This window comes from Mesoterricola sp. MK458 (assembly GCF_055384935.1).
In genome coordinates this window covers 1,919,034-1,941,983 of record NZ_AP045075.1, presented here as the reverse complement: position 1 = coordinate 1,941,983, position 22,950 = coordinate 1,919,034, and the positions used below count along the sequence as shown (strand labels likewise).

Annotated in this window: 15 protein-coding genes; 13 read left to right on the top strand and 2 right to left on the bottom strand. The window is 70.4% G+C overall.

All coding sequences use genetic code 11. From position 1 onward, the window contains the following. Positions 1-15 precede the first annotated feature (15 nt). Positions 16-1,269 carry an MFS transporter gene (locus ACZ5LB_RS08545; RefSeq protein WP_464605774.1) on the top strand — a complete coding sequence of 418 codons (1,254 nt, stop codon included), beginning with the start codon at positions 16-18 and terminating at the stop codon, positions 1,267-1,269. Then, a complete protein-coding gene (locus ACZ5LB_RS08540; protein WP_464605773.1) occupies positions 1,260-3,878 on the top strand; it encodes an AMP-binding protein in 2,619 nt (872 codons plus the stop codon). Before ACZ5LB_RS08545 ends, ACZ5LB_RS08540 begins: the two co-directional genes overlap by 10 nt. Here ACZ5LB_RS08540 and ACZ5LB_RS08535 read toward each other — a convergent pair. After that, complete coding sequence (locus tag ACZ5LB_RS08535; RefSeq protein ID WP_464605772.1) at positions 3,862-4,389, bottom strand: SanA/YdcF family protein; 528 nt, start codon at positions 4,387-4,389, stop codon at positions 3,862-3,864. The genes ACZ5LB_RS08540 and ACZ5LB_RS08535 overlap by 17 nt on opposite strands. 228 nt (positions 4,390-4,617) lie before the next feature. On the opposite strand from ACZ5LB_RS08535, the gene ACZ5LB_RS08530 reads away from it, so the two are divergent. The 5 genes from ACZ5LB_RS08530 to ACZ5LB_RS08510 all read left to right on the top strand — a co-directional run bounded on the left by ACZ5LB_RS08530 (position 4,618) and on the right by ACZ5LB_RS08510 (position 15,800). Then, positions 4,618-7,821 carry a CehA/McbA family metallohydrolase domain-containing protein gene (locus ACZ5LB_RS08530; RefSeq protein ID WP_464605771.1) on the top strand — a complete coding sequence of 1,068 codons (3,204 nt, stop codon included), beginning with the start codon at positions 4,618-4,620 and terminating at the stop codon, positions 7,819-7,821. A gap of 9 nt (positions 7,822-7,830) precedes the next feature. Further along, entirely contained in the window at positions 7,831-9,201 is a 1,371-nt protein-coding gene (dnaB, locus tag ACZ5LB_RS08525) for a replicative DNA helicase (protein WP_464605770.1), read from the top strand. Beyond that, the gene (gene recG, locus ACZ5LB_RS08520; protein WP_464605769.1) at positions 9,201-11,291 is read left to right on the top strand and encodes an ATP-dependent DNA helicase RecG; all 2,091 of its coding nucleotides are present in this window, start codon (positions 9,201-9,203) and stop codon (positions 11,289-11,291) included. Before dnaB ends, recG begins: the two co-directional genes overlap by 1 nt. Then, positions 11,288-11,734, top strand: coding sequence for an NUDIX hydrolase (locus ACZ5LB_RS08515; RefSeq protein WP_464605768.1), 447 nt, complete (start codon positions 11,288-11,290; stop codon positions 11,732-11,734). Before recG ends, ACZ5LB_RS08515 begins: the two co-directional genes overlap by 4 nt. A gap of 277 nt (positions 11,735-12,011) precedes the next feature. Next, a complete protein-coding gene (locus ACZ5LB_RS08510; RefSeq protein ID WP_464605767.1) occupies positions 12,012-15,800 on the top strand; it encodes a CheR family methyltransferase in 3,789 nt (1,262 codons plus the stop codon). A gap of 22 nt (positions 15,801-15,822) precedes the next feature. Here ACZ5LB_RS08510 and coaD read toward each other — a convergent pair whose 3' ends face one another. Then, the gene (coaD, locus tag ACZ5LB_RS08505; RefSeq protein ID WP_464605766.1) at positions 15,823-16,314 is read right to left on the bottom strand and encodes a pantetheine-phosphate adenylyltransferase; all 492 of its coding nucleotides are present in this window, start codon (positions 16,312-16,314) and stop codon (positions 15,823-15,825) included. A gap of 104 nt (positions 16,315-16,418) precedes the next feature. Here coaD and ACZ5LB_RS08500 point away from each other — a divergent pair, with 104 nt between their 5' ends. From ACZ5LB_RS08500 to ACZ5LB_RS08475, 6 genes are read left to right on the top strand one after another with little or no spacing between them, the layout of a single operon-like run. Further along, complete coding sequence (locus ACZ5LB_RS08500) at positions 16,419-17,453, top strand: D-alanine--D-alanine ligase family protein (RefSeq protein ID WP_464605765.1); 1,035 nt, start codon at positions 16,419-16,421, stop codon at positions 17,451-17,453. Between the two features lie 43 nt (positions 17,454-17,496). After that, entirely contained in the window at positions 17,497-17,814 is a 318-nt protein-coding gene (locus tag ACZ5LB_RS08495; RefSeq protein ID WP_464605764.1) for a flagellar basal body rod protein FlgC, read from the top strand. An 18-nt stretch (positions 17,815-17,832) separates the two neighbouring features. Further along, positions 17,833-19,062, top strand: coding sequence for an AmpG family muropeptide MFS transporter (locus tag ACZ5LB_RS08490; RefSeq protein ID WP_464605763.1), 1,230 nt, complete (start codon positions 17,833-17,835; stop codon positions 19,060-19,062). A 31-nt stretch (positions 19,063-19,093) separates the two neighbouring features. After that, positions 19,094-20,572 carry a polyphosphate:AMP phosphotransferase gene (gene pap, locus ACZ5LB_RS08485; RefSeq protein WP_464605762.1) on the top strand — a complete coding sequence of 493 codons (1,479 nt, stop codon included), beginning with the start codon at positions 19,094-19,096 and terminating at the stop codon, positions 20,570-20,572. After that, positions 20,569-21,711, top strand: coding sequence for a sensor histidine kinase (locus ACZ5LB_RS08480; protein WP_464605761.1), 1,143 nt, complete (start codon positions 20,569-20,571; stop codon positions 21,709-21,711). Before pap ends, ACZ5LB_RS08480 begins: the two co-directional genes overlap by 4 nt. A 14-nt stretch (positions 21,712-21,725) precedes the next feature. Then, a complete protein-coding gene (locus tag ACZ5LB_RS08475; protein WP_464605759.1) occupies positions 21,726-22,940 on the top strand; it encodes a hypothetical protein in 1,215 nt (404 codons plus the stop codon). Positions 22,941-22,950 lie beyond the last annotated feature (10 nt).

Below are 22,950 nucleotides of genomic sequence, written 5' to 3'. Positions count from 1 at the left end.
TTCCGGGGAGGGCCTTTGAGCGACGAAAGCGTGCAGGTCCGCCGGGCGCGGGGGAAATTCGCGGCCATGGCCGCGGCGTTCTTCCTGGGCGTCTTCAACGACAACTACTACAAGCAGGCGGTGCTCATCCTCGCGGTGGCGGCGGGGCGCATCAGCCTCCAGGGGGTGGCCGTCTTCGTGTTCACCTTCCCCTACCTGCTCTTCGCGGCGCCCGCGGGATGGGCCTCGGACCGGTTCCCCAAGCGCACCGTCGTCATCACGGCCAAGGCCGTGGAACTGGCCGCCATGCTGGTGGGTGCCGTGGGCATCGCCACGGGCCACTGGTGGCTGATCCTCGTCATGCTCGGCACCATGGGCACTCAGGCGGCCTTCATGAGTCCGGCCGTCAACGGCTCCATTCCCGAGCTCTACCCGGGGGACTACGTGACCCGGGCCAATGGCGTGCTCCGCATGGTGGTGACCGTGGGGATCCTCGTGGGCATCGCGGCGGCGGGCTTCACCCTGGACGTGACCGGAACCGGGTTCCACGGCATCGACCGCGGGCGCCTCCTGGTGGGGGCCGGCGTGATCCTGGTGGCCCTGGGCGGCCTCGCGGTCAGCTTCCGGATCGCCGCCTTCCCCGCGGCGGACCCGCGCGCCCCCTTCCCGTGGCTGGGCCCCCTGGCCACCCTGCGCGACCTCGCGGGCATCCGGAAGGATCCCCTCCTGGCCTTCACCGTGGGGGCCTCGGTGTTCATCTGGTTCTCGGGCTCGCTTCAGGTGCTCCTCATCAATCCCCTGGGCATCCAGGAACTCGGGCTCAGCAAGTCCCTCACCAGCGCCCTCATCGTCAGCCAGCTGGCCGGAATCGCCGCGGGCGGGATCCTCAGCCCCCGGTGGGCCAAGGGTGAGGACTGGCACCGGGTGCTGGGGCCCGCGGGCGCCGGGATGGGCCTGGCCATGATGGTGCTGCCCGCCCTGCGGCTGCTGCCCGCGCCCCTGGTGGTTCCCGCCGTGTTCGTGGCGGTGGGCCTGGTGGGGCTTTTCGGCGGGATCTTCCTCATCCCCGTGGAGAGCTTCATCCAGCGCCGGCCCGAGGCCTCGCGCCGGGGCGCGGTCCTGGCCGCGGCCAACTTCGCCGTGTTCGGCGGAATCATGCTGAGCGGACCGCTGTCCAACCTTCTCAACGCCCACTGGGCACCCACCACGGGCATGTGCGCCGTGGGGTGCCTCGCCCTCGCCCTGAGCCTGGGGATGCGGGCCCTGCTCCGGAGTGCGCCATGGGCGTGACGGCCTCCCTCTTCATCGCCCTGGGCCGCTGCCTCCTGTCCCTGCGGTACCGCATCCGGGTCAAGGGGCTGGAGGAGGTGGCCTCCCGGGGCACCGGCGGCATCCTCTTCCTTCCCAACCATCCCGCCCTCATCGACCCGGTCATCGTGGCGGGGACCCTCTACCCCCGGTTCCGTCCGGCCTCCCTGGCGGACCGGGACCGCATCGCCAGTCCCGGCATCAACTGGATCACCCGGAAGTTCGGGGCCAAACCCCTGCCGGACCTCTCCAAGCATGGCGAGAGCTGCCGCCCCGAAGTGGAGCGCGTGATCCGGGAATGCGCGGAGGATCTGGCCCAGGGCCGCAACATCCTCCTCTACCCGGGCGGACACCTCATGCGCGCCCGCCACGAGGACCTGGGGGGCAACAGCGCGGTGGAGACCATCCTCGCCGCGGCGCCCGGCGCGCGGGTGGTGCTGGTGCGTACCCGCGGCCTCTGGGGCAGCCGCTTCAGCCGCGCCGCGGGGCACTCCCCCGACTTCACCCGGGTCCTGGCCCGCCAGGCCCTGGACATCCTGGCCAGCTTCATCTTCTTCTGCCCCCGCCGGGAGGTGACGGTGGAACTGGCCGAGCCGGCCGACTTCCCCCGGTCTGGGGGCCGGGAGGCCATGAACCGGAGGATGGAGGCGTACTTCAACGAGGATGCGCCCCCGGCCCTGCATGTGCCCGCGACCCCCTGGGAACCCGGCGGCCGCCGCGTCCTCCCCGACCCGCCCCAGGCCCGGCTCCAGGGCGATCCCGGCGAGGTCACCCCCGCGGTGCGCGCCCAGGTGCTGGCCAGGCTGGGCGAGATGTCGGGCAAGGCGGGCCTGAAGGACGACGACAAGCTGGCGCGGGAACTGGGCATGGACAGCCTGATGCGGCTGGAGCTCCAGCTCTGGATCGAGCAGGAGTTCGGCCACCACCTGGGCGACCCGGACTCCCTGGTCACCGTGGGCGACGCCCTGCTCGCGGCCTCGGGCCACGCCATCGACACGGCGGGGGCCCCCCTCAAGCCGGTGCCCTCGGCCTGGTTCCGGCCCATGGGCCTGCCCGCGATGGTGCCCGAGGGCGACACCATTCCGGAGGTCTTCCTGCGCCAGGCGGCGCGGGACCCCGGCAGGGCGATCATCGCCGACCAGGCCTCGGGGGTGCGCACCTACCGGGACATCATCACCTCCGTCCTGGCCCTCAAGCCGGTCCTGGAGGCCATCGAGGGCCCCTACGTGGGCATCATGCTGCCTTCCAGCGTGGGCGCGGCGGTGCTGTACCTGGCGGTGCTCTTCGCGGGCAAGACGCCGGTCATGGTGAACTGGACCACCGGGGTGCGCAACATGACCCACGGCCTGGACCTGCTGGACGTCAGGCGCGTGCTCACCGTGGGCAAGGTGGTTGAGCGCATCCAGTCCCAGGGCATGGACCTGGATGCCCTGCGGGACCGTCTCCTGCTCATGGAGGACGTGGGGGCCTCCCTCACCCGGGGCGCCAAGCTCAAGGCCCTCCTGGGCGCCTGGCTCTCCTGGAAGCCCCTGCGCAGGGCCCGCATCCCCGGGACGGCCGTGGTGCTGTTCACCAGCGGCAGCGAGAACCTGCCCAAGGCGGTTCCCCTGACCCACGGCAACATGCTGGCCAATGTGCGCGACGTGGCGGCGGAGTACCGCTTCCTGGACGGGGCCCGGTTCGTGGGGTTCCTGCCCCCCTTCCACTCCTTCGGCCTCACGGGCACCGTCGTCCTGCCCCTGTGCTGCGGTTTCCAGGCCGTGTACTACCCGGTGCCCACCGACGGCACGGCCCTGGCCCGACACATCGAGGCCTACCGCGTCACGGCGCTGGTGGGCACCCCCACCTTCCTCAACGGCATCGTGCGGGTGTCCCGCACCGCCCAGCTGGAATCCCTGGGCTTCGTCATCACCGGCGCCGAGAAGTGCCCCGAGGCCCTCTTCGAGACCATCGCCCAGCGCTGGCCGGGCATGGTGATCCTCGAGGGCTACGGCATCACGGAGTGCTCCCCCGTGGTGGCGGCGAACCGCGAGGAGCGCCGAAAGCACGGAACCATCGGCTGGTGCATGCCCTCCGTGGACCACGTCCTGGTGGACCCCGACACCGGCGAACGGTCGCTGCCCGGGGCCATGGGGATGCTCCTGGTGCGCGGCCCCAGCGTCTTCGGAGGCTATCTCGGGTTCGACGGCCCCTCGCCCTTCGTGGACTTCGAGGGCCACGCCTGGTACCGCACCGGGGACCTGGTGCGGGAGGAGGACGGCATGCTGGCGTTCGCGGGCCGGCTGAAGCGGTTCGTGAAGATGGGGGGCGAGATGGTCAGCCTGCCTTCGGTGGAGGAAGCCCTCCTGGACCGCTTCTCGGGCCTCGGGGACGACGAGGCGGTCCTGGCCGTGGAGGCCCGGGAGACCGGCAGCGCCGTGGAGCTGACCCTGTTCACCACGCGGGGCGTCACCCGCGAGCAGGCCAACCAGGCCATCCGGGAGGCCGGTTTCAGCCCGATCCACAACATCCGTGCCGTGGTGGACCTGGAGAAGATCCCGGTCCTGGGCACGGGAAAGACCGACTACCGGGCCCTCAAGGCCCTGCTGTAGCGTCGTCGGGCGTGGACTCCCTGTTCCCCAGCATCGTGTGGGGCGGGAACCACCGGTCCAGCACCGCCACGTGCCGGGCCGCGAATTCCCGGGCCAGGAAGCCGGCCCGGGCCCTCAGGGGCACCCCGGAGGTGTCCGCCGCCACGCCGGTGGCGTCAAGGCCCATGCTGGAGGCCAGGTAGAGGGCCCTGGGCAGGTGGAAGTCCGAGGTGACCACCACGATACGCTTGACGCCGAAGACCGCCTGGGCCCGCCTGAGGCTGTCGTAGGTGCGCCTCCCGCCATAGTCGCTGACCACCCGTTCAACAGGGATCCCCCGCCGGATGAGCCACTTGCGCATGGCCTGGGGTTCGTTGTAGTTCTGGGCCCGATTGTCGCCGGATACCAGGATCCAGCCCACCTTGCCGGCCCTGAACAGGGCCATGGCGGTTTCCAGGCGCCCTTCGAGGATCGGGGAGGGCTCGCCGTCGGCGTACACGCCGGCCCCCAGGACCAGGGCGGGACCCGTCACGGCGGGAACGGCGCTTCGCGGAAAAATGCGCGAAGCGAACTCCTTGGGGAACCATAGGAGAATCCAAAGCAAATCAATGGTAAAGAACACAACAAGGGTTGCCCACAGCCACCGCCGTGAACCCCAACGGAGAGTAACCCAGCCAGATAGTCCCATCGTGAGTTAGCATAGACCCTTACCCCCAATGGGGCCCAACGCGAGTGAGAATTAATGAATCATACCAGACCCGTGCGGCCAATTTCCCAAAGCCTTCCCCGCGTGGGCATCGCCTGCGCCGTACCGGCCCTGCTCGCGCTGGGCGGCACGGGCTGCTACCGGGCCACGGGGTTCCAGCGGACCACGGTGGTGGCCGAGGCCATTCCTGAAACGGGCGGCGACCGGGTGGCGGGCCTCAAGTCCACCGCCGGCCCCGGCGACTTCTACCTCGGCAACGACTTCCTTCAGGTGGCCATCGACGGCACGCGCTGGGGGGACACCTCCCAGCGCCCCATCGCCGGGGCGGCCTCGGGTGGAAGCATCGTGGACGCCGGGTACATCAGCCTGGACACCAGCTACCAGCGGGTCAACATGCCCGCGGACTCCCTCGAGCGCCTCACGCCCGTGGTCAACCAGGACCCCGACCTCCAGCTCGTCTTCGACAGCTTCGAGCCCGAGACCCTCACGGATCCCAGCACCCTCACCATGAGGGGCGCCATCCTCGACAGGGGCCACAAGCTCGCCGGCGCCACCTGGGACGCGTCGGGCCGCGTGCAGGGCGTCTCCGTCGTCCACGTGCTCTCCCTGTCCAAGCTCTGGCGGTACGTGCTCGCCACCACCACCATCGTCAACGAGAGCGGATCGCCGTTGGGCGTGCGCAGCATCGGCGACGCCCTCCACCAGACCTCCAGCGGCTTCCGCTTCTGCGTGCCCGCGGGCGTCTCCGTTTTCGGCGAGCCCCTTGCCCAGCCCTGGGGCGTGCAGATTCCGGGCAGCGACTTCGGCAACCCCATCGCCACCTCCGTGCAGTCGCCCATGGTGGTGCTGATGGCCGCCGAGCCCGGCGCCGCCTCCATCGATTCGCACGCGTCCATCGGCATCATGAGCCAGGACGCCCCCGCCGTCGCCGTGGCCTCCGATCCCCAGGAGGCCCGCGAGGCCATGCGGCCCACCTTCCCGGAGCGGCTGGTGGTGGGCAGCCTCCCCCTCGCCCCCGCGGGCCTGGCGGCGGGCGGAACCCTGACCTACAACCGCCGCCTCTACATCGCGGGCGGGAAGAGCACCGACCTGTCCAAACCGAACCACGGGGAGGCTCTGTTCGACGAGATGGCCCTGGCGAAGTACAACAAGACCGACGGGCTCTGGCCCCAGGGTTTCGGCCAGCTGGAGTTCCCGCTGACCGGGTCGGCCATGCGGCAGAGCCCGTTCCCCACCGAGATTCGCGTGGAGCGGTCAGCCGGCCAGGCGGGCAAGGATATCTGGATTCCCGAGCGCGTGGTCTGGCTGGAGCCCGGGGAGAACATCACTTCGGCGGCCAGTTTCGCGCCCGACTCGACGTCGATGTACCTTCCTGCCGGCACCTACCGCATCGTGGTGACGAACAAGGTGGGCCAGCAGGTCAAGTACCAGTCTGTCAACATCTACGATAGCCTCCGCCCCCTGCTCAGCGGACCCATCGTCATCTATCCCACCCTGCGCTTCTACCCGGGGTCCTTCGACTATCTGTGCCCCGAGGCCGACCGCATCGTCAGTTCCACCGGCACCGCGGTGCGAAGCCTGTACGCGCCCCACCTCTTCGACACCCGGGAGGCCAACGCCCCCGAAGGCAACATGCAGCCCATGCGCTTCACCATCAAGGGCACCGGCATCACGCCCGACCCTGAGATGCGCCGGACCCGGACCCTCTCCACCTACTACGACGGCGTCACCAAGCACGTGGTCGTGGGCGGCGGGCCCGGCCAGAACCAGTTCCGCGCCGGCAACGAGATGTTCGGCACCGGCTTCTTCACCAACGTGCAGACCCGCTACTTCTGGCTCGCCAACGGCACGCCCACCGGACAGGCGTCCGAGGCCGGCACGCCGGTGATCACCGGCGGCACCTACCGCGCCTACGGGACGCGGGGACCCCTTTCCGACCTCCAGACCATGGACATCACCGCCTTCGAGGGCCAGTCCAACAGCATCCATTCCTTCATCGTCTGGCCCAGGACCCTTCCCGCGGGCTGGACCACCTTCGACGTGCCCGGGCCCTCCCAGGCCAGCGGCGGCGGGTACCTCCCGGTCGAAAAGCTGGTCTCGGCCCTGGCCGAATCCGTCCAGGTGGTGGCCACCACCGAGAAGGACCTGGGCACCGACGGCCACCGGCTCTACAACGACTTCCGGACCGAATACGACAGCATCGGCTGGAGCGCCGGGCAGCTTTCCGCCATCAAGAACGACCCCTTCGTGATGGACGCCCGCACCTCCGAACTTCCCGGCTACGGCACCGCCACGGCCCTGGGCACCCCCGCCGCCACCGCCTACCGCTACGGCGGGGCCCTGCAGCCCGACAACTGGACCCTGTCCGACTTCATCACCCAGTCCAAGGGCTCGTACACCATCGTGAACCGGCCCCGGGGCGCCAACGGGCTCTTCACCCAGGCCGGCTTCGACGGCACCGTGCCCGTGGGCACCGGCGTCAACGCCTGGTGGACCGGCAAGGGCTTCTACGCCAACGACACCACCAACGGCAGCTTCGACGCGATCGAGCTCTTGAGGGCCGAGGGCTTCGACAAGGCCGCCCCCGATCCCTGGTTCCAGGAATTCCTGCAGGTGCGGTCCGACTGGTTCGCCCTGCTGAACCAGCAGACCCCCACGGCCTTCACCAAGGCCCTGGGTCTGTCCTCGGCCAGGTTCAGCCTCGACACCCCCGTGGGTCTGGCGCGCACCTACCTCAAGGCCTCCCCCGTCCTCACCAACCCGCCCGTGGCCGGCACCGCGCCCACCTCGGACCTGGTGCAGGACCTCTCCTCGGTGATGGCCGCCCTGAAGTCCGGCGCCGCCGTGGCCTCCACCGGCCCCTTCCTGGATGTGACGATTTCGGGGACCGGCCCCGGCGGCCTGGTGAAGGGGCCCCTGGCCACCGCCAACGTCGCCGTGAACCTCTACCGGCCCGACTGGATGCCCCTGGACCAGGTGCGCATCGTCATGAACGGCAAGGTGGTCAGCACCCTCGACCCCGCCGTCCTCACCCGGTCCGCCACGGACGACCGCCTCTACACGGGAACCTTCCCCGTCGCCCTGCCCACCTCGGGAACCGGCGCCTGGATCGTGGTGGAAGCCGGCGTCGCCCTGGACCAGGCCGGCCCCTACCATGCGGGAACCCCCTGGTACGAGATCATGCGGGGCATCTATCCCATCGCCGTCACCAACCCCATCTTCATCGATGTGACGGGGACCGGCTACACCCATCCCTGACGTGACCCCATGAACGAGTGGCTCCCCCAACGCCTGCCGGAGGACATCGAGGCCGAACGCGCGCTGCTGGCCACCTGCTGCGCGCCCGGGGCCGAGACGGCGGCCACCGAAGCCTCCTTCGTCCTGTCGGAGGAGGACTTCGTCCACCCCGCGCACCGCGCGGTGTTCAAGGCCCTCAAGGCCCTCATCGAAGCCCAGCTCGAGGTCAACTCCCTCACCCTCAAGGACGCCCTGGACCAGGCCGGGGACCTGGGGCGGGTGGGCGGCTTCACCGGACTGGTGGACCTGCTCAGCGCGGAGGAGGTGGGACGCCCCAAGGTGCTGGCCGACCTGCTCATCCGCAAGCGCAAGCTCCGGCAACTCATCCGGCTCGGAGCCCAGCTGGTGCGCCAGGCCGCGGAGGAGGAGGCGCCCCCCGACACCCTGGTGGAACAGGCGGCGGTCGACCTGTTCCGGCTGGCCCAGGGCCAGGACCGCCGCGGGCTCGAGCACATCTCGGACGTGGCCCGGGACGCCATGGAGAACCTACTGGACCGCCTTGAAGGGCGCGGCTCCACGGGCCTCAAGGTGGGCTTTTCCCGCCTGGACGCCATCACCCAGGGTTTCCAGCCCGGCAACCTCATCATCCTCGCGGCCCGCCCCGGCATCGGCAAGACGGCCCTGGCCCTCAACTGGCTGCTGCGCTCGGCGATGTACCACCAGGCCCACGCGGCGTTCTTCTCCCTGGAAATGTCCAAGGAGGAGGTCTTCAACCGCCTCCTGTCGGCCCACTGCGCCGTGAACCTGCGGAGCGTGGCCGCGGGCAACTTCGACGAGACCATCCAGGCCCGGCTCCTCAAGAGCCGCGACGCCCTGCTGGAGCTTCCCATCTACATCAACGACCAGGCCGCCATCACCACCCGCGAGATCACGGCCATGGTGGACCGCCACCTCTCCCAGGCCAACCACAAGCTGGACCTGCTCATCGTGGACTACCTGCAGCTGCTGAGCAGCCCGGACTCGTCCAGGGCCGCCAAGCAGAGCGAGGCCACCCGCATCGGCGAGATCAGCCGCGGGTTCAAGCTCCTGGCCAAGGACCACGGCCTGCCCATCGTCGTGCTCTCCCAGCTCAACCGCGAGGTGGAGCACCGCCAGGGCGGGCGGCCCCAGCTTTCCGACCTGCGGGACTCGGGCGCCATCGAGCAGGACGCCGACATGGTCATGTTCATCCACCGGCGCATGCAGCCCCCCGCCGACGGCCAGGTGGAGGACGACCGCAGCGCCGAGCTGATCATCGCCAAGCACCGCAACGGCCCCGTGGGCTCCGTGGGGCTCTACTTCGAGGGCGAGTACGCCCGCTACCGCGAGATGGAGCGCGCCACCGATCCCGGGATGGGCTGATGGCCACGGCGCTGCCGCTGTACCCCCTCTCCTCCCGGGTCACGGCCCTGCGGGGCGTGGGGCCGGCCTTCGCGGAGGCCTTCGAGGCCGCGGGCATCACCACCCTCAAGGAGCTGCTGTGGTCCCTGCCTTACCGGTACGTCGACCGGGGCACCCTCCAGAAGATCGGCGAGCTCGACACCCGCTGGAGTCCCGACAGGGAGCCCGTGACCGTGCTGGGCACCGTCAAGGACCTCCGGACGACCACCACCCGCGTGCAGCGCATGGCGCTCACCGAGGTGCTCCTGCAGGACGGCACCGGCACCATCCGCCTCATCTGGTTCAACCAGGCCTACCTGGCCCGTGCCCTGCGGCCCGGTGACCGGATCCTCGCCTTCGGGCCCGTGGCCATGGGCCGCGCGGGCCTGGAGATGAGGGGCCCGTCCTTCGAGAACATGGGCAAGGCCGTCGACGAGGAGAACCTCTGGGTGCGGCGCTTCCTCCCCCTGTACCGGAAACTGGGCCCCATCGGCGGGCGGTTCCGCCAGAAGCTGGTCCAGGAGGCCCTGGCCCGCGCCGCGGACCCGGGCGAGTGGCTTCCCCCGGACCTGGCCCGCGGCTTCCCCGGCACCCTGGGGGCCCTGCGCCTGCTGCACCAGCCCCCCGACGACGGCGACGCGGACCTGCTGGACGCCCGCGCCACCCCGGCCCACCAGCGCCTGGCCTGCGAGGAGCTGTTCGCGTTCTCCCTGGGGGTCTCCCTGCGGAGGGCGGGCCGCATGGCGCGCCGGGGCCAGCTGGTGGCCACCTCCCCCGAGCTGCGCGAACGGCTGCGGAGCTTCCTTCCCTTCCGGCTCACCGGGGCCCAGCGCACGGCCTTCAAGGAGATCGTGGAGGACCTCACGTCGGGCCGGGTCATGCACCGCCTGCTCCAGGGGGACGTGGGCAGCGGCAAGACGCTGGTGGCCTTCCTGGCCATGGCCATGGTGGCCGAGACCGGAGGCCAGGCCGCGCTGCTGGTGCCCACCGAAGTCCTGGCGCGCCAGCATGCCGCCACCTTCAGGCGGATCCTGGGCGACCAGGCCGGGCGCATGGAGCTGCTCCTGGGTCCCATGAAGGCCGCCGAGAAGCGCGCCGCCCTGGCCCGGATCGCCTCGGGGGAAGCCTCGTACGTGGTGGGCACGCACGCCCTTTTCCAGGAGTCGGTGGCCTTCCAACGCCTCCAGCTCGTGGTGGTCGACGAGCAGCACCGCTTCGGAGTGCGCCAGCGGGAGGCCCTGAAGGAGAAGGGCCTGGACCCCCACTGGCTCGTCATGAGCGCCACGCCCATTCCCCGTTCCCTGGCCCTGGCCCTCTTCGGCGACCTGGAACAGTCCGTGCTCGACGAACTGCCCCCGGGGCGCCAGCCCATCACCTCCCGCCTCCTGGAGCCCGACCACGCCGAGCGCGCCTGGGAACTGGTGGAACGCGAGCTCAGGGCCGGGCACCAGGCCTTCGTCATCAGCCCCGCCATCGACCCCCAGGACGAGACCAAGGTGCCCCTGCGGGACATCCAGGCCATGGAGGCGCTCCTGCACGCGCAGTTTCCGGACGTGCCCATCGCCGTCGTCCACGGCCGGCTCAAGGCGGACGAACTGGCCCTGCGCATGGAGTCCTTCGTCAAGGGCGAGACCCGCGTCCTCCTGGCCACCACGGTGGTGGAGGTGGGCGTGGACGTGCCCAACGCCACGGTCATGGTGGTGGACCACGCCGAGCGCTTCGGCCTGTCCCAGCTCCACCAGCTGCGGGGCAGGGTGGGCCGGGGCGCGGCCCGCAGCCAGTTCATCATGCTCTCCGCCAGCGAGACCGAGCGCCTGCGCGTGCTCACCGAGACCCAGGACGGCTTCCGCATCGCCCAGAAGGACCTGGAGCTGCGCGGGCCCGGCGAATTCTTCGGCACGAGGCAGGCCGGCCTGCCCAGGTTCCAGGCGGCGGACCTGGTGCGGGACCGCAAGCTCCTGCTCACCTGCAAGGAGGCCGCGGAAAAGGCCCTGGCCAGGGGCCTCACCGAACCCCAGAAGGACTGGCTCAAACAGGAACAGGCAAGGCTCAAGCTCGCGGAGATCTCATGACAGGCTGGAGGCCCACCGTGGCCGCGATCATCGAACGGGACGGCCGCTTCCTCATGGTGGAGGAGACCGACGGCGTGCACTCCGAGCGCGTCTTCAACCAGCCCGCGGGCCACCTGGACCCGGACGAGACGCTCGTGGAGGCCGTGGTGCGGGAGACGCTGGAGGAGACGGGCCTGCCCTTCACCCCCGAGGCCTTCCTGGGCGTCTACCACGTCAAGGCGCGCAACGGCCGGGACTACCTTCGGGCGGCGTTCATCGGCACCGTGCCCGAGGGCCTGGAGCCCTGCCCCCAGGACAGCGTCATCCTGGCCTGCCGCTGGCTCACGCGGGAGGAGATCGCCGCGCGGCCCCGCTCCTCGGCGGTGCTGGCGTGCATCGACGACTTCCTGGCGGGGACGCGGTACCCGCTTTCGGTGGTGGCGCATTCGCTTTCGGACCGGTGAAGGACTGCCTATTCCGGCCTCGCCCTTCGCAGGAAAAAAGCTTTCGAATCGGCAGGAACCATTCAAGTGCCCGGGTTCACTCCTTGAGGAGGGCCTAGGGGTTTCAGGGGCACCGGGCTTCGGGATTGACTTAATGGTTCATTGCCTCGGGCCCGGTTGTTCGAAAGCGCGGTTTCCGAGGCCCGCCGGGGGTGAACGGGCCTGATAGGATGGCGGGACATCCCTCCTTGCCAACCGCCATCAACCGCGATCCGACCGGAACCCTTCGCCGATGGACATGCCGCACGACCATTTCCAGGAACCCAGGGACCAGGCCGAGGTCCTGAAGCACATCTGCGAGGTCCTCGCCCAGAGGACCGACAACGACTTCAGCCGGTACAAGCCTGGGACCCTCCAGCGCAGGATCCAGAACCGGGCCCGGGCCACGGGCTCGCCCACGCTCCAGGACTACCTCGCCCACCTGCGGGACTCCGCCGAAGAGGCCGAGGCCCTCCTGGACGACCTGCTCATCGGCGTCACCGAATTCTTCCGGGATCCCATGGCGTTCGTGAGCCTCGCCAACCACCTGCTGCCCGAGCTGGCGTCGCGCAAGGCCGACCCCGAGCCCCTCCGCATCTGGGTGCCGGGGTGCTGCACGGGGGAGGAGGCCTATTCCATCGCGATGCTGGTGCGCGAACAGCTGGACGCCCTCGGCGCCACGCGCCCGGTGCGGATCTTCGCCACCGACATCGACACCAGCGCGCTCATGCACGCCAAGGCCGGCCGGTACGCCGCCGATGCCCTGCGGGGCGTATCCGCGGATCGCCTGGCCCGGTTCTTCGTGCCCGAGGGGGCCCTCTTCCGCGTCGCCAAGGAACTGCGGGACATGTGCGTATTCTCCGTGCAGAACCTCGTGCGGGATCCGCCGTTCTCCTCGCTGAACCTCATCGCCTGCCGCAACGTCTTCATCTACCTCCAGCCGGACCTGCAGCGCAAGCTGGTGCCCCTGTTCCATTTCGCCCTCAGGGCCCGGGGGATCCTCTTCCTGGGGCCCGCGGAGGGGCTGGCCTCCAGTCCCGACCTGTTCGAGGCGGTGGACAAGGTGCACCGCATCTTCCTGCGCCGGGAGGTGCAGTACCGGCTCCCGCTGGATTTTCCCCTGGGCGACCGCAGGCTCCTCTACCGCGACCGCCCCCGGGCGGACCGAGCCACCGGCGCGCCCGCCACCACCACGGACGGCCTTTTCGAGCGGATGCTCCTGGAGGAGTACGCCCCGGCGAGCGCCATCATCAACGAGCTGGGCGATGTGCTGTTCTGCGCCGGCCGCATCGGGCGGTTCCTCCACCCCCCCATGGGGCCGCCCACCAGCAACCTGCTCCAGAGCACGTCCGGGCCCCTCCGGCGGGAGCTGCGCAACCTCCTGGCCCAGGCGGCGGATCCCACCGGCCCCGGTCCGGCCACGGCCCTGGTCAGGGCGGATTCGGGCCAGGGCGAGGAGAGCTTGCGGGTGACGGTGCGCCCCATGCCGGGCCTGGAGCGGGAGTCCGGGGTGTTCGCGGTGATCCTGCAGACGCTGGAGCCGGCCGCCGCCCTCGCGCCGCTGGCCTCGGCCACGGACAATCCCCTCCTGGACCAGATGGAGATGGAGCTCCGCGTCACCCAGGCCGAACTGCAGGCCACGGTGGACGAACTGGGTTCCACCAACGAGGCCTTCAGCGCCTCCAACGAGGAGCTGCAGGCCTCCAACGAGGAGCTGCAGGCCTCCCAGGAGGAGCTCCGGTCGGTGAACGAGGAGCTCACCACCCTCAACCACGAGCTCCAGCAGAAGGTCGGCGAGCTGCGCCTGGCCAACAGCGACCTCCAGAACCTCCTGGGGGCCACGGCCATCGCCACCGTCTTCCTGGACCAGGAGCTGCGCATCACCCGCTACACGCCGGCCTCCGCGGAAGTGTACCGGCTCATCGAAGGCGACCTGGGCCGGCCCATCGGGGATATCGTGCCCCTCTTCCGGGGCGCCGACGTCATCGAGATGGCCAGGCAGGTGCTGGCCACCCACGAAACCCGGGAAGAGCACGTCCAGGGTTCGGAAGGGGACCGCTGGTTCATCGCGCGGGCCCTGCCGTACCGCACCCTGGCCCAGACCGTGGGCGGCGTGGTCCTCACCTTCACCGACATCACCGAGATCATGCTCGCCCAGCGCTCCCTCGCGGAGAACCAGGAACGCCTCCAGGTCAGCGAGGAGCGCCTGTCCTATTCGCTCCTGCGCAGCCACACCGGCGCCTGGGAATTCGACAATTCAGACGGGTCGGCGTACCGGACCCTGGAGCAGGCGCGGATCTTCGGCTACGACTCCGTGGAGGCCCCGTGGACGCGGGAGGCCTTCCTCGAGCACATCCTCCCCGAGGACCGGGCGGAGGCGGCGCGGATCATCCGGGAGGGGGCCGCGGCGGGCTCGGACTGGACGTTCCAGTGCCGCATCCGCCGCGCCGACGGGGAGATCCGCTGGGTGCACGTGGCCGGGGGCGCCCGGGGCGGAAGGGACCACAAGCCCGGGCTCATGGCGGGCATCATCCAGGACATCACCGCCAGCAAGCAGGCCGAGGAGGAGGTCCGGCGCTCCGAGGAGCGCTTCGCCCTCACCTTCCATGCCAGCCCGGACGCCATCGCCATCACCCGCATCGAGGACGGGACCTACCTCCTGGTGAACGACAGCTTCACCCGCTTCCTGGGCTACAGCCCCGCGGAGGTCATCGGCAAGACGTCCATCGAACTGGGCGTCTGGGTGGATCCCCGCGACCGGGTGCGCTGGGCCGAGGAGCTGCGCAGGGACGGCCAGGTCACGTGCCTGGAGATGTCCTTCCGCAGGGGCGACGGCGCCGTCGCCATCGGCCAGGTGTCCTCGCGCATGATCACCGTGGCCGGCGAGACGGTCCAGCTTTCCATCATCAGGGATGTCACGCGCCAGCGCAGCGAGGAGGAGCACCACCGCCTCCTGGAGGCCGAGGTCGAGCACATGCAGCGCATGGAGAGCCTCGGGCGGCTGGCGGGGGGGATCGCCCACGACATGAACAACGTCCTCGCGGCCATCTTCGCGCTCACCCAGGCGCTCCGGGTGCGCCACGCGGACGACGCGGAGCTGGACGGGGCGCTGGCCACCATGGAACGGGCCGCGGGCCGCGGACGGGACCTGGTCAAGGGCCTGGTGGGCTTCTCGCGCAAGGGCCTTCGCGAACCGGCGCCCGTCGACCTCAACGACCTCGTCCGCCAGGAGATGGCCCTCCTGGACCGGACCCTCATGCAGAAATTCCGGCTGGTGATGGACCTGGACGAAACCCTCCCCTCGATCACCGGCGAGGCCGGCATCCTGGGCAGCGCCCTCATGAACCTGTGTATGAACGGGGCCGACGCCATGGTGCCCGGCGGCACCCTGACCCTGCGGACCCGGCGCCAGGGCGAAGACATGGTGGAGATCTGGGTGGAGGACACCGGGGAAGGCATGGCGCCCGAGGTGATGCGCAAGGCCATGGAGCCTTTCTTCACGACGAAGCCTTCGGGCAAGGGCACCGGCCTGGGCCTGTCCATGGTCCTCAACGCGGCCCGGGCCCACGGCGGATCCCTCACGCTGCACAGCGAACCCGGCCAGGGCACCCGGGCCGTCCTGGCCCTTCCGGTGGCCATGGCCACGCAGGGGCCCGATGTCCTGGAGACCGCGCCGCCGGTTCCCCCCCTGTGCATCCTGATGGTCGACGACGACGAGCTGCTGCGGGCCTCGGTCCCCACCATGCTCCGCATGCTCGGGCACCACGTGGAGGTCGTGGACGGCGGCCCCGCGGCCCTGGCGTGGCTCGACGGCGGGAACAAGGCGGACCTGGTGCTCCTGGACATGAACATGCCCGGCATGGGCGGCCTGGAGGTCCTGCGCGGGATCCGCCACCGGAACCCGGGGCTCGCCGTGCTGGTGGCCACCGGCTACCTCGACGGGGAGGTGGAGGAGGTCATGGCCCGCGACCCGCGGGTGCGCGTGCTGGGCAAGCCCTTCACCCTCGTGGGGATCCAGCGGGCGTTCCTGGAACTCTTCCGGGGCTGAGGCGCCTCAGGCCTGGGGCGCCTCAGGCCTGGGGCGGGAGGCTCAGGCGCCGGGCGATGCGTTCCACCAGGATTTCGGGCACCAGCCCGGAGATGTCCCCGCCCATGCCGCCCACCTCGCGCACCATGCGGCTGCTCACCACGCTGTACTCCTCCTTGGGCATGAGGAACACCGTCTCCAGGTTCGCCGAGAGCTTGCGGTTCATCAGGGCCATCTGGAACTCGTACTCGAAGTCCGAGAAGGCCCGCACCCCGCGCACGATGAACTGGGCGTCCCGCTTCCGGGCGTAGTCCACCAGCAGGCCGTGGAAGCTGGTGACCTCGATGTTGGGCATCGCCCCGGTGAGCTCCCTGAGGAACTCGACCCGCTCGGCCACGGTGAAGGCGGTGTTCTTGGCGGGGTTGTGGAGCACGGCGACGATGAGGTGATCCACGAGCCTCTCGGCCCGCAGGATCAGGTCCCAGTGGCCGAACGTGACCGGATCGAAGGAACCAGGGTAGATGGCAGTGCGCAAGGGAACTCCTGCGGATGGCGAAGCTACTAGTTTAGACTTGTGGGATGGACACGGCGCGCATTTCCATCGGTCTCCTTTTCGGCGGGGAAAGCCCGGAGCACGAGGTGAGCATCGTCTCGGCCCGGAGCATCGCAGCCCATCTGGATCCGGCCCGCTTCGAGGTGCGCCCCATGGGCATCGCCCGCAACGGCGTCTGGGTTCTCCACGGGGACCCCTTCGCGCGGCTCTCCGCCGGGGAACTGCCTGAGCGGGGCCCCTGTCCCTTCCTTCCCTTCGAGAAGGGCGCCGAGACGGCGGAACTGCCCGACGTGTTCTTCAACGCCATCCACGGCGCCGGGGGCGAGGACGGGCAGATCCAGGGCCTCCTGGAGCCGCTGCACCGCCCCTACACGGGCGCCGGGCTCCTGGCCATGGCCGCGGGACTGGACAAGTGGATCACCAAGCGCATCTGGGAATCCGAGGGCCTGCCCGTGGTGCCCTACGTCGGCCTCACCGAGGAGGGGTGGCGGCGCGATTCCGGGGCGGTCCTGGCGTCCCTGGCGACCCTGGGCATGCCGGTTTTCGTCAAGCCGGCGAACCTCGGCTCCAGCATCGGCATCGAGAAGGTCAAGGATCCCTCGGACCTGGCCGCGGCCCTGGACCGGGCCTTCTCCTTCGACCGGCGCGTCCTGGTCGAGCAGGGCCTCACGGTGCGGGAACTGGAAGTGGCGGTGCTGGGCGGGGACGACCCCCTGGTGAGCGTGGTGGGCGAGATCCTGCCCGCGGGGGAGTTCTACGATTTCAAGGACAAGTACCTCAACGGCCTGAGCACCACCCGGATCCCGGCCGAACTGCCGGAGGGGGTCGCCAACCTGGTGCACCGGTACGCCGTGGACGCCTTCCGGGCCCTGGACGCCTACGGCATGGCCCGGGTGGACTTCTTCCTCGACCGCTCTACCGGTCGATTGTTTCTCAACGAGATCAACTTCATCCCGGGGTTCACCAGCATCTCCATGTATCCCAAGATGATGGAGGCCAGCGGGGTGCCCTACGCGGAGCTCCTCACCCGGCTGGTGGACCTGGCCATCCGGCGCTTTGAAGAGAAGGCAAAAAAGACCCGGCTCTTCCAGAGCGGCAGCACATGGTACGAACAGGCTTGAGAAGTTGAAGACCGGGCCTATGCTGGAACCAGCGAGGGTTTCCATGGACGGCATTTCAGCAGGCATTTCCCGGATCGGGGTTTCGGCCCAGGGCGTCGCCCTGTCCGCGGGCAACGTCGCCAACCTGAACACCGACGGCTACCGGGCCAAGTCCCTCCGCCAGGAGGAACTCCCGCAGGGCGGGGTGCGTTCCTCCGGCGTCGCCGAGAGCCAGGAGCCCTTGAACCCCGGCGGCTCCAACGTCGACCTGGCCGCGGAGGCCGTGGCCCTGGACACCCGGGGGATCAGCTACAAGGCGGACCTCACGTTCCTCCAGGTGCAGCAGAACGTCCTGGGCGCGGCGCTGGACATGAAGGCCTGATCCAACCATCCTCGGAGGATGCGGAAACGATCCCTGGCGATGGTGACGGTGGCCCTGATGGGGTTTGCCTCGGGCCTGCCCCTCTACCTGACGGGTTTCACCCTCAAGGCCTGGCTGACCGAATCGGGACTCGACCTGAGGGCCATCGGCCTGTTCGGCCTGGTGACGCAGCCCTACGCCCTCAAGTTCCTGTGGGCGCCGGTGCTGGACCGGTTCCTGCCCCCCTTCCTGGGGCGGCGGCGGGGCTGGATGGTGCTCTTCCAGGGCGCCCTGGCGCTGCTGCTGGTCCTCATGGCCCTGGCGGACCCCAGGGCGAGCGTCACCCGCATCGCCCTGCTGGGCTTCCTGGTGGCCTTCGCCAGCGCCAGCCAGGACATCGTGGTGGACGCCTGGCGGCGGGAGGCCTTCGTGGAGAAGGACCTGGGCCTGGCCAACGCGGTGCACATCGCCGCCTACCGGGTGGCCATGCTCGCCAGCGGGGCGGGGGCTCTCATCCTCGCCCAGGCCGCCGGGTGGCGTTCCACCTACCTGGCCATGGCCGGCCTCATGGCGGTGGGCGCCGTGGGCACCTTCCTGGCCTGGTCCACGGACGGCCAGATCCAGCCTCCCAGGACGCTCCGGGAGGCCGTGGTGGCCCCCCTCTCCCAGCTCCTGAAACGCCCCGCCATCGCCGAGATCCTGGCCTTCTGCCTCCTGTACAAGATCGGCGACCAGCTCGCCGACGCCATGAGCGCGCCCTTCCTGCTCCGGGGCATGGGGTTCACCAAGCTCCAGATCGGCGCCACCACCAAGACCGTGGGCATGGTCTCCATCATCGTGGGGGGCGTCCTGGGCGGGCTGCTCATGAAGAAGCTGAGCCTCAAGCGCGCCCTGTTCCTGTTCGGCCTGTGCCAGGCGGGTTCCATCCTGGCCTTCTGGGTCCTGTCGCAGCTGGGGCCGCGGCTGGCGCTGCTGACCTTCGCGCTGGGCCTGGAAAACCTCGCCTTCGGCATGGGGGGCACCGCCTTCGCCACCTTCATCATGCTGCTGTGCGACCGGCGTTTCACCGCCACCCAGTACGCGCTGCTCAGCAGCCTCCTGGCCGTCACCCGCGGCTACCTCACGGCCCCGGCGGGCTGGTTCGCCCTGCGCTTCGGGTGGTCGGGGTACTTCCTCGCCTGCGCGGCGGTGGCCATTCCGGGGCTCCTCCTCCTGGCGCGGTACGACCGGTGGGGAATCGTGGAGGACAATCCCGGCGCAGAAGGCTAGAATCGGGCCGATCCCTCCTGCCGGAGCCACCATGTTCGAATCCGCCGAACTGGGCCATTCCATCGACAAGGCCGCCTACGACCAGGAAGTGCCCGCCCTGCGGGAGGCCCTGCTGGACGCGCAGTTCGACCTGGCCTCGGCGAAGGCCTTTCCGGTGGTCATCCTCGTCGCGGGGGTGGACGGCGCCGGCAAGAGCGCCACCGTCAACACCCTCAACGAGTGGATGGATCCGAGGCACATCCTCACCCACGGGTTTTCCGAACCCTCCGACGAGGAGCTGGAGCGCCCGCACATGTGGCGGTTCTGGCGGCAGCTGCCCCCCAAGGGGAAGATGGGGATCTTCGACGGGAGCTGGTATTCCTGGCCCATCCTGGAACGCGCCCACGGCCGCATCAAGGATGGGCGCCTTGAGCAGTCCCTGGACCAGATCCGGCGGTTCGAGGAGATGCTCATCAACGAGGGCGCCCTGGTGCTGAAGTTCTGGATGCACCTCTCCCGGCAGGCCCAGAAGAAGCGGCTCCGGAAGCTGGAGAGCGATCCCCTCACCCGCTGGCGGGTCACGGACCGGGACTGGAAGCACTTTGAGATGTACGACGCCTTCCGGGAGGTGGCCGAACGCACCCTGCGCAGCACCAGCACCGCCGAGGCGCCCTGGACCGTGGTGGAGGCCACGGATCCCCGCTACCAGAGGCTGACCGTGGGCCGCACCCTCCTGGAGCGGCTCCGGGCCCGTCTGGACAGCCCCGCGCCCCCGCCCGCGGTGGTGCGCGCCCCGCCCGCGGCCCCCAGCATCGACGGCCTGAACATCCTCAGGATGCTGGATCTCACCAAGAGGACCGAGAAGGCCGAGTACGAGACCGAGCTGGAGAAATACCAGGGCCGCCTCAACCTGCTCACCAGGCACAAGGCCTTCAAGGACCACAACGTGGTGATGGTCTTCGAGGGGGCCGACGCGGCGGGGAAGGGGGGCAGCATCCGGCGCATCACCCAGGCCATCGACGCGCGGCTGTGCGGGATCACCCCCATCGCGGCCCCCACCGAGGAGGAGCGCGCCCAGCCCTACCTCTGGCGGTTCTGGCGCCACCTGCCCCGGCGGGGGCGCTTCGCCATCTTCGACCGGAGCTGGTACGGGCGGGTCCTGGTGGAGCGGGTGGAGGGCTTCTGCTCCGAGGCCGACTGGATGCGCGCCTACGGGGAGATCAACGACTTCGAGGACCAGATGGCCCGCAGCGGCACCATCGTCGTGAAATTCTGGCTGCAGATCAGCAGGGAGGAGCAGCTCCGGCGCTTCCACGAGCGCCAGGAAAGCAAATTCAAGCGCTTCAAGATCACGGACGAGGACTGGCGGAACCGGGAGAAGTGGGACGCCTACGAGGCCGCCATCTGCGACATGCTGGACCGCACCAGCACCGAGATCGCCCCCTGGACCCTGGTGGAGAGCGAGGACAAGCACTACGGCCGCCTGAAGATCCTGCGCACCCTCTGTGCGCGCGTCGAGGAGGCGCTTTGACCCGAGCCGCCCCCGCAGCCCTTTGGCTGGTCCTGGGCCTTCCCGCGGGGCTCCTCCTCCTGGGGCTCTGCATGGCGGCCTACCGGTGGATGAAGCTCCGGCGCAGGCCGGTGGTCGATTCCGAGGAGGTCCTCCTGGGCGCGGTGAGCCAGAGCCTCCAGGAACGGGGCCGGCTCGCGGCCAGCCTGGGCGAGCTCCGCACCGTGCACGAGCGGCTCCTGGACGCGCTGCCCTTTGGAATCCTCTGGGTGGACCAGCGCCAGAACCTGGCGGCGATCAACGCCGCGGCCCAGGCCCTGCTGGGCGTCAAGGCCGGCGTGGTGGGCCTCGAGGCCGCCTTCGTGCTGGAGGCCTACCCCTGGCTCCGGGAGGGCCTGGAACGGCCCCCGGGGCCCGCGTGGCGCTGCGACGGCGGGGGACGCCGGTGGCAGGTGAGGCGCATCGAGGCCCCGAACATCGTCGGCGCGCTGCTCCAGTTCGAGGACGTCACGGCGGCCGAAGCCGAGGAGCGCCGCCTGCAGCTGCGGGATCGCTTCGCCGAGCTGGGGGAGATGACCGCCGGCGTGGCCCACCAGCTCAAGAACGGCCTGGCCGTCCTGAAGGGCCACGGCCAGCTCCTGGACCGCGCCGGGCAACGCGCCGCCGCCCAGGCCGTGCTGGCCGAGACCGACGCCCTGGAGCGCCTGGTGCAGCGCTTCCTGCAGTGGGCCCGGCCCCTGGAGCCCCAGTGCGTGGACCTGCGCCTGGAGGAGGTGGCCTCCCAGGCCGCCCAGGAGGTGCACCGCCGCCCCGCCTTCTTCGACCGGGTGGTGACCGTCGAGGGGGCCGGAAGGGCCCAGGCCGACCCCATGCTCCTGCACCAGGCCCTGGTGAACCTGCTGGAGAACGCCTGCCACGCCACGCCCGCGGGCCGCCGGGTGCAGGTGCGCGTGCGCGACGGCGTGGTGGACATCCTGGATGACGGCCCCGGGCTCAGCCCCGAGGCCCTTTCCCGCATGCTGCGCCCCTTCGAGAGCGGCCGCCCCGACGGCACCGGCCTGGGCCTGCCCCTGGCCCTGAAGTGGCTCAACGCCCAGGGCGCCGACCTGGCCTTCTTCCCGAGGCCCGAGGGCGGGACCCGGGTGGAGGTGCGGCTTTGATGCTGGAGTGGACGATGACGACCCCCGATCCGAACCGGCAACCCGAAGGGGACGGCGGCGAACGCGTCCTTCGCGACCGCCCCACGATCCTCGCCTACCTGGAGGACCTGCGCCGGTCGGAGGCCGAGGCGGCGCTGTCCGGGGAGGGCCACGGGCCGCTGCCCGCGCGGGTGGAGGAGGTGATGGAAGATCCGCCCCGCTTCCGGGTGCGCCTGGGCCGGGCCCTTCCGCAGGCCTGGCGCGAAGGCGCCGACCTCACGCTCCAGTTCAGCCTGGACGGCATCCGCCTCCTGGCCACGGTGGCCCTGAAGGAGCGCGGCTTTGAAGACGCGTGGTTCGGCCTCCCGGCCTCGGTGGCCTTCGCCGACCGCCGCAGCCGCATGCGGGCCCATTTCGGGCCCCGGGAGAAGGCCACCGTCACCGTCCTGGAGGGCTTCCTGGGCGCCCGGGGCGTCATCGGCCCCCTCCTGAACCTCTCCCTGGAAGGCGTCCGCATGCGGGTGGAACGGGCCATCTCCGGGCCCGGGCAGGCCCCCCTGGCCGTGGGGGCGGCAACCTTCGCCCCCGGAACCCGGTTCCCCATCCTTCGCATCGACCAGCTGCCCTATTCCCCGGTGCTGGTGTGCGCCGGAGCCCTGGCCCACGTCACCCAGGCCGCCGACGGCATCCAGCTGGGAATCCGCTTCGAGGACCTGGGGGAGATGGAGGCCCAGACCATCCGGCGGATCCTGGGCCGCAGGCTGCCCCGGTTCAGCGCCGGGTTCCCCGTGCGCAAGCGCCGGGAGCAGTCCGGCTCCGCCGCGTCGGCCCTTCCGCCCGGGGCGGTCTCCCCCGAGGCGCGGGAGGATCCCCGGAAGGCGTCCCGGCGCATCCTCCTGGCCCTTTCCGACGACCTGGAGCGCGCCGTCCTGGCCTCGGCCCTGCGGGCCGAGGGGTACGCCAGGATCCACGAGGCCCGCAACACGGCCGAGGCCCTGGACCACCTGAAGGTCTTCCCCATGGACCTGGTGATCCTCGGGGAGAAGGTGGGAACCTTCTCCGCCGCCGACTTCCTCGTGCGGGTGAGGCGCCTGGGCGGCGAGGGCATGCCGGCCCTGCTCCTGGCGGCCCAGGTGGACGTGCGCACCCTGGCCCTGGCCCGCTCCGCCCAGATCGAGCACGTGCTGCCGCTGGGGCAGGACGGGGGCGGGGAGTTCCGGAGCGTGTTGGCGGGGCTGCTGGGATCCTAGGTGCAGGGCG

What these genes read in the sequence shown, in the direction of transcription:
- ACZ5LB_RS08515 (WP_464605768.1), top strand. Translation starts at nt 11,288, where the DNA reads ATGACAGGCTGGAGGCCCACCGTGGCCGCGATCATCGAACGGGACGGC.
- ACZ5LB_RS08540 (WP_464605773.1), top strand. Translation starts at nt 1,260, where the DNA reads ATGGGCGTGACGGCCTCCCTCTTCATCGCCCTGGGCCGCTGCCTCCTG.
- ACZ5LB_RS08495 (WP_464605764.1), top strand. Translation starts at nt 17,497, where the DNA reads ATGGACGGCATTTCAGCAGGCATTTCCCGGATCGGGGTTTCGGCCCAG.
- pap (WP_464605762.1), top strand. Translation starts at nt 19,094, where the DNA reads ATGTTCGAATCCGCCGAACTGGGCCATTCCATCGACAAGGCCGCCTAC.
- dnaB (WP_464605770.1), top strand. Translation starts at nt 7,831, where the DNA reads ATGAACGAGTGGCTCCCCCAACGCCTGCCGGAGGACATCGAGGCCGAA.
- ACZ5LB_RS08490 (WP_464605763.1), top strand. Translation starts at nt 17,833, where the DNA reads ATGCGGAAACGATCCCTGGCGATGGTGACGGTGGCCCTGATGGGGTTT.
- recG (WP_464605769.1), top strand. Translation starts at nt 9,201, where the DNA reads ATGGCCACGGCGCTGCCGCTGTACCCCCTCTCCTCCCGGGTCACGGCC.
- ACZ5LB_RS08510 (WP_464605767.1), top strand. Translation starts at nt 12,012, where the DNA reads ATGCCGCACGACCATTTCCAGGAACCCAGGGACCAGGCCGAGGTCCTG.
- ACZ5LB_RS08475 (WP_464605759.1), top strand. Translation starts at nt 21,726, where the DNA reads ATGACGACCCCCGATCCGAACCGGCAACCCGAAGGGGACGGCGGCGAA.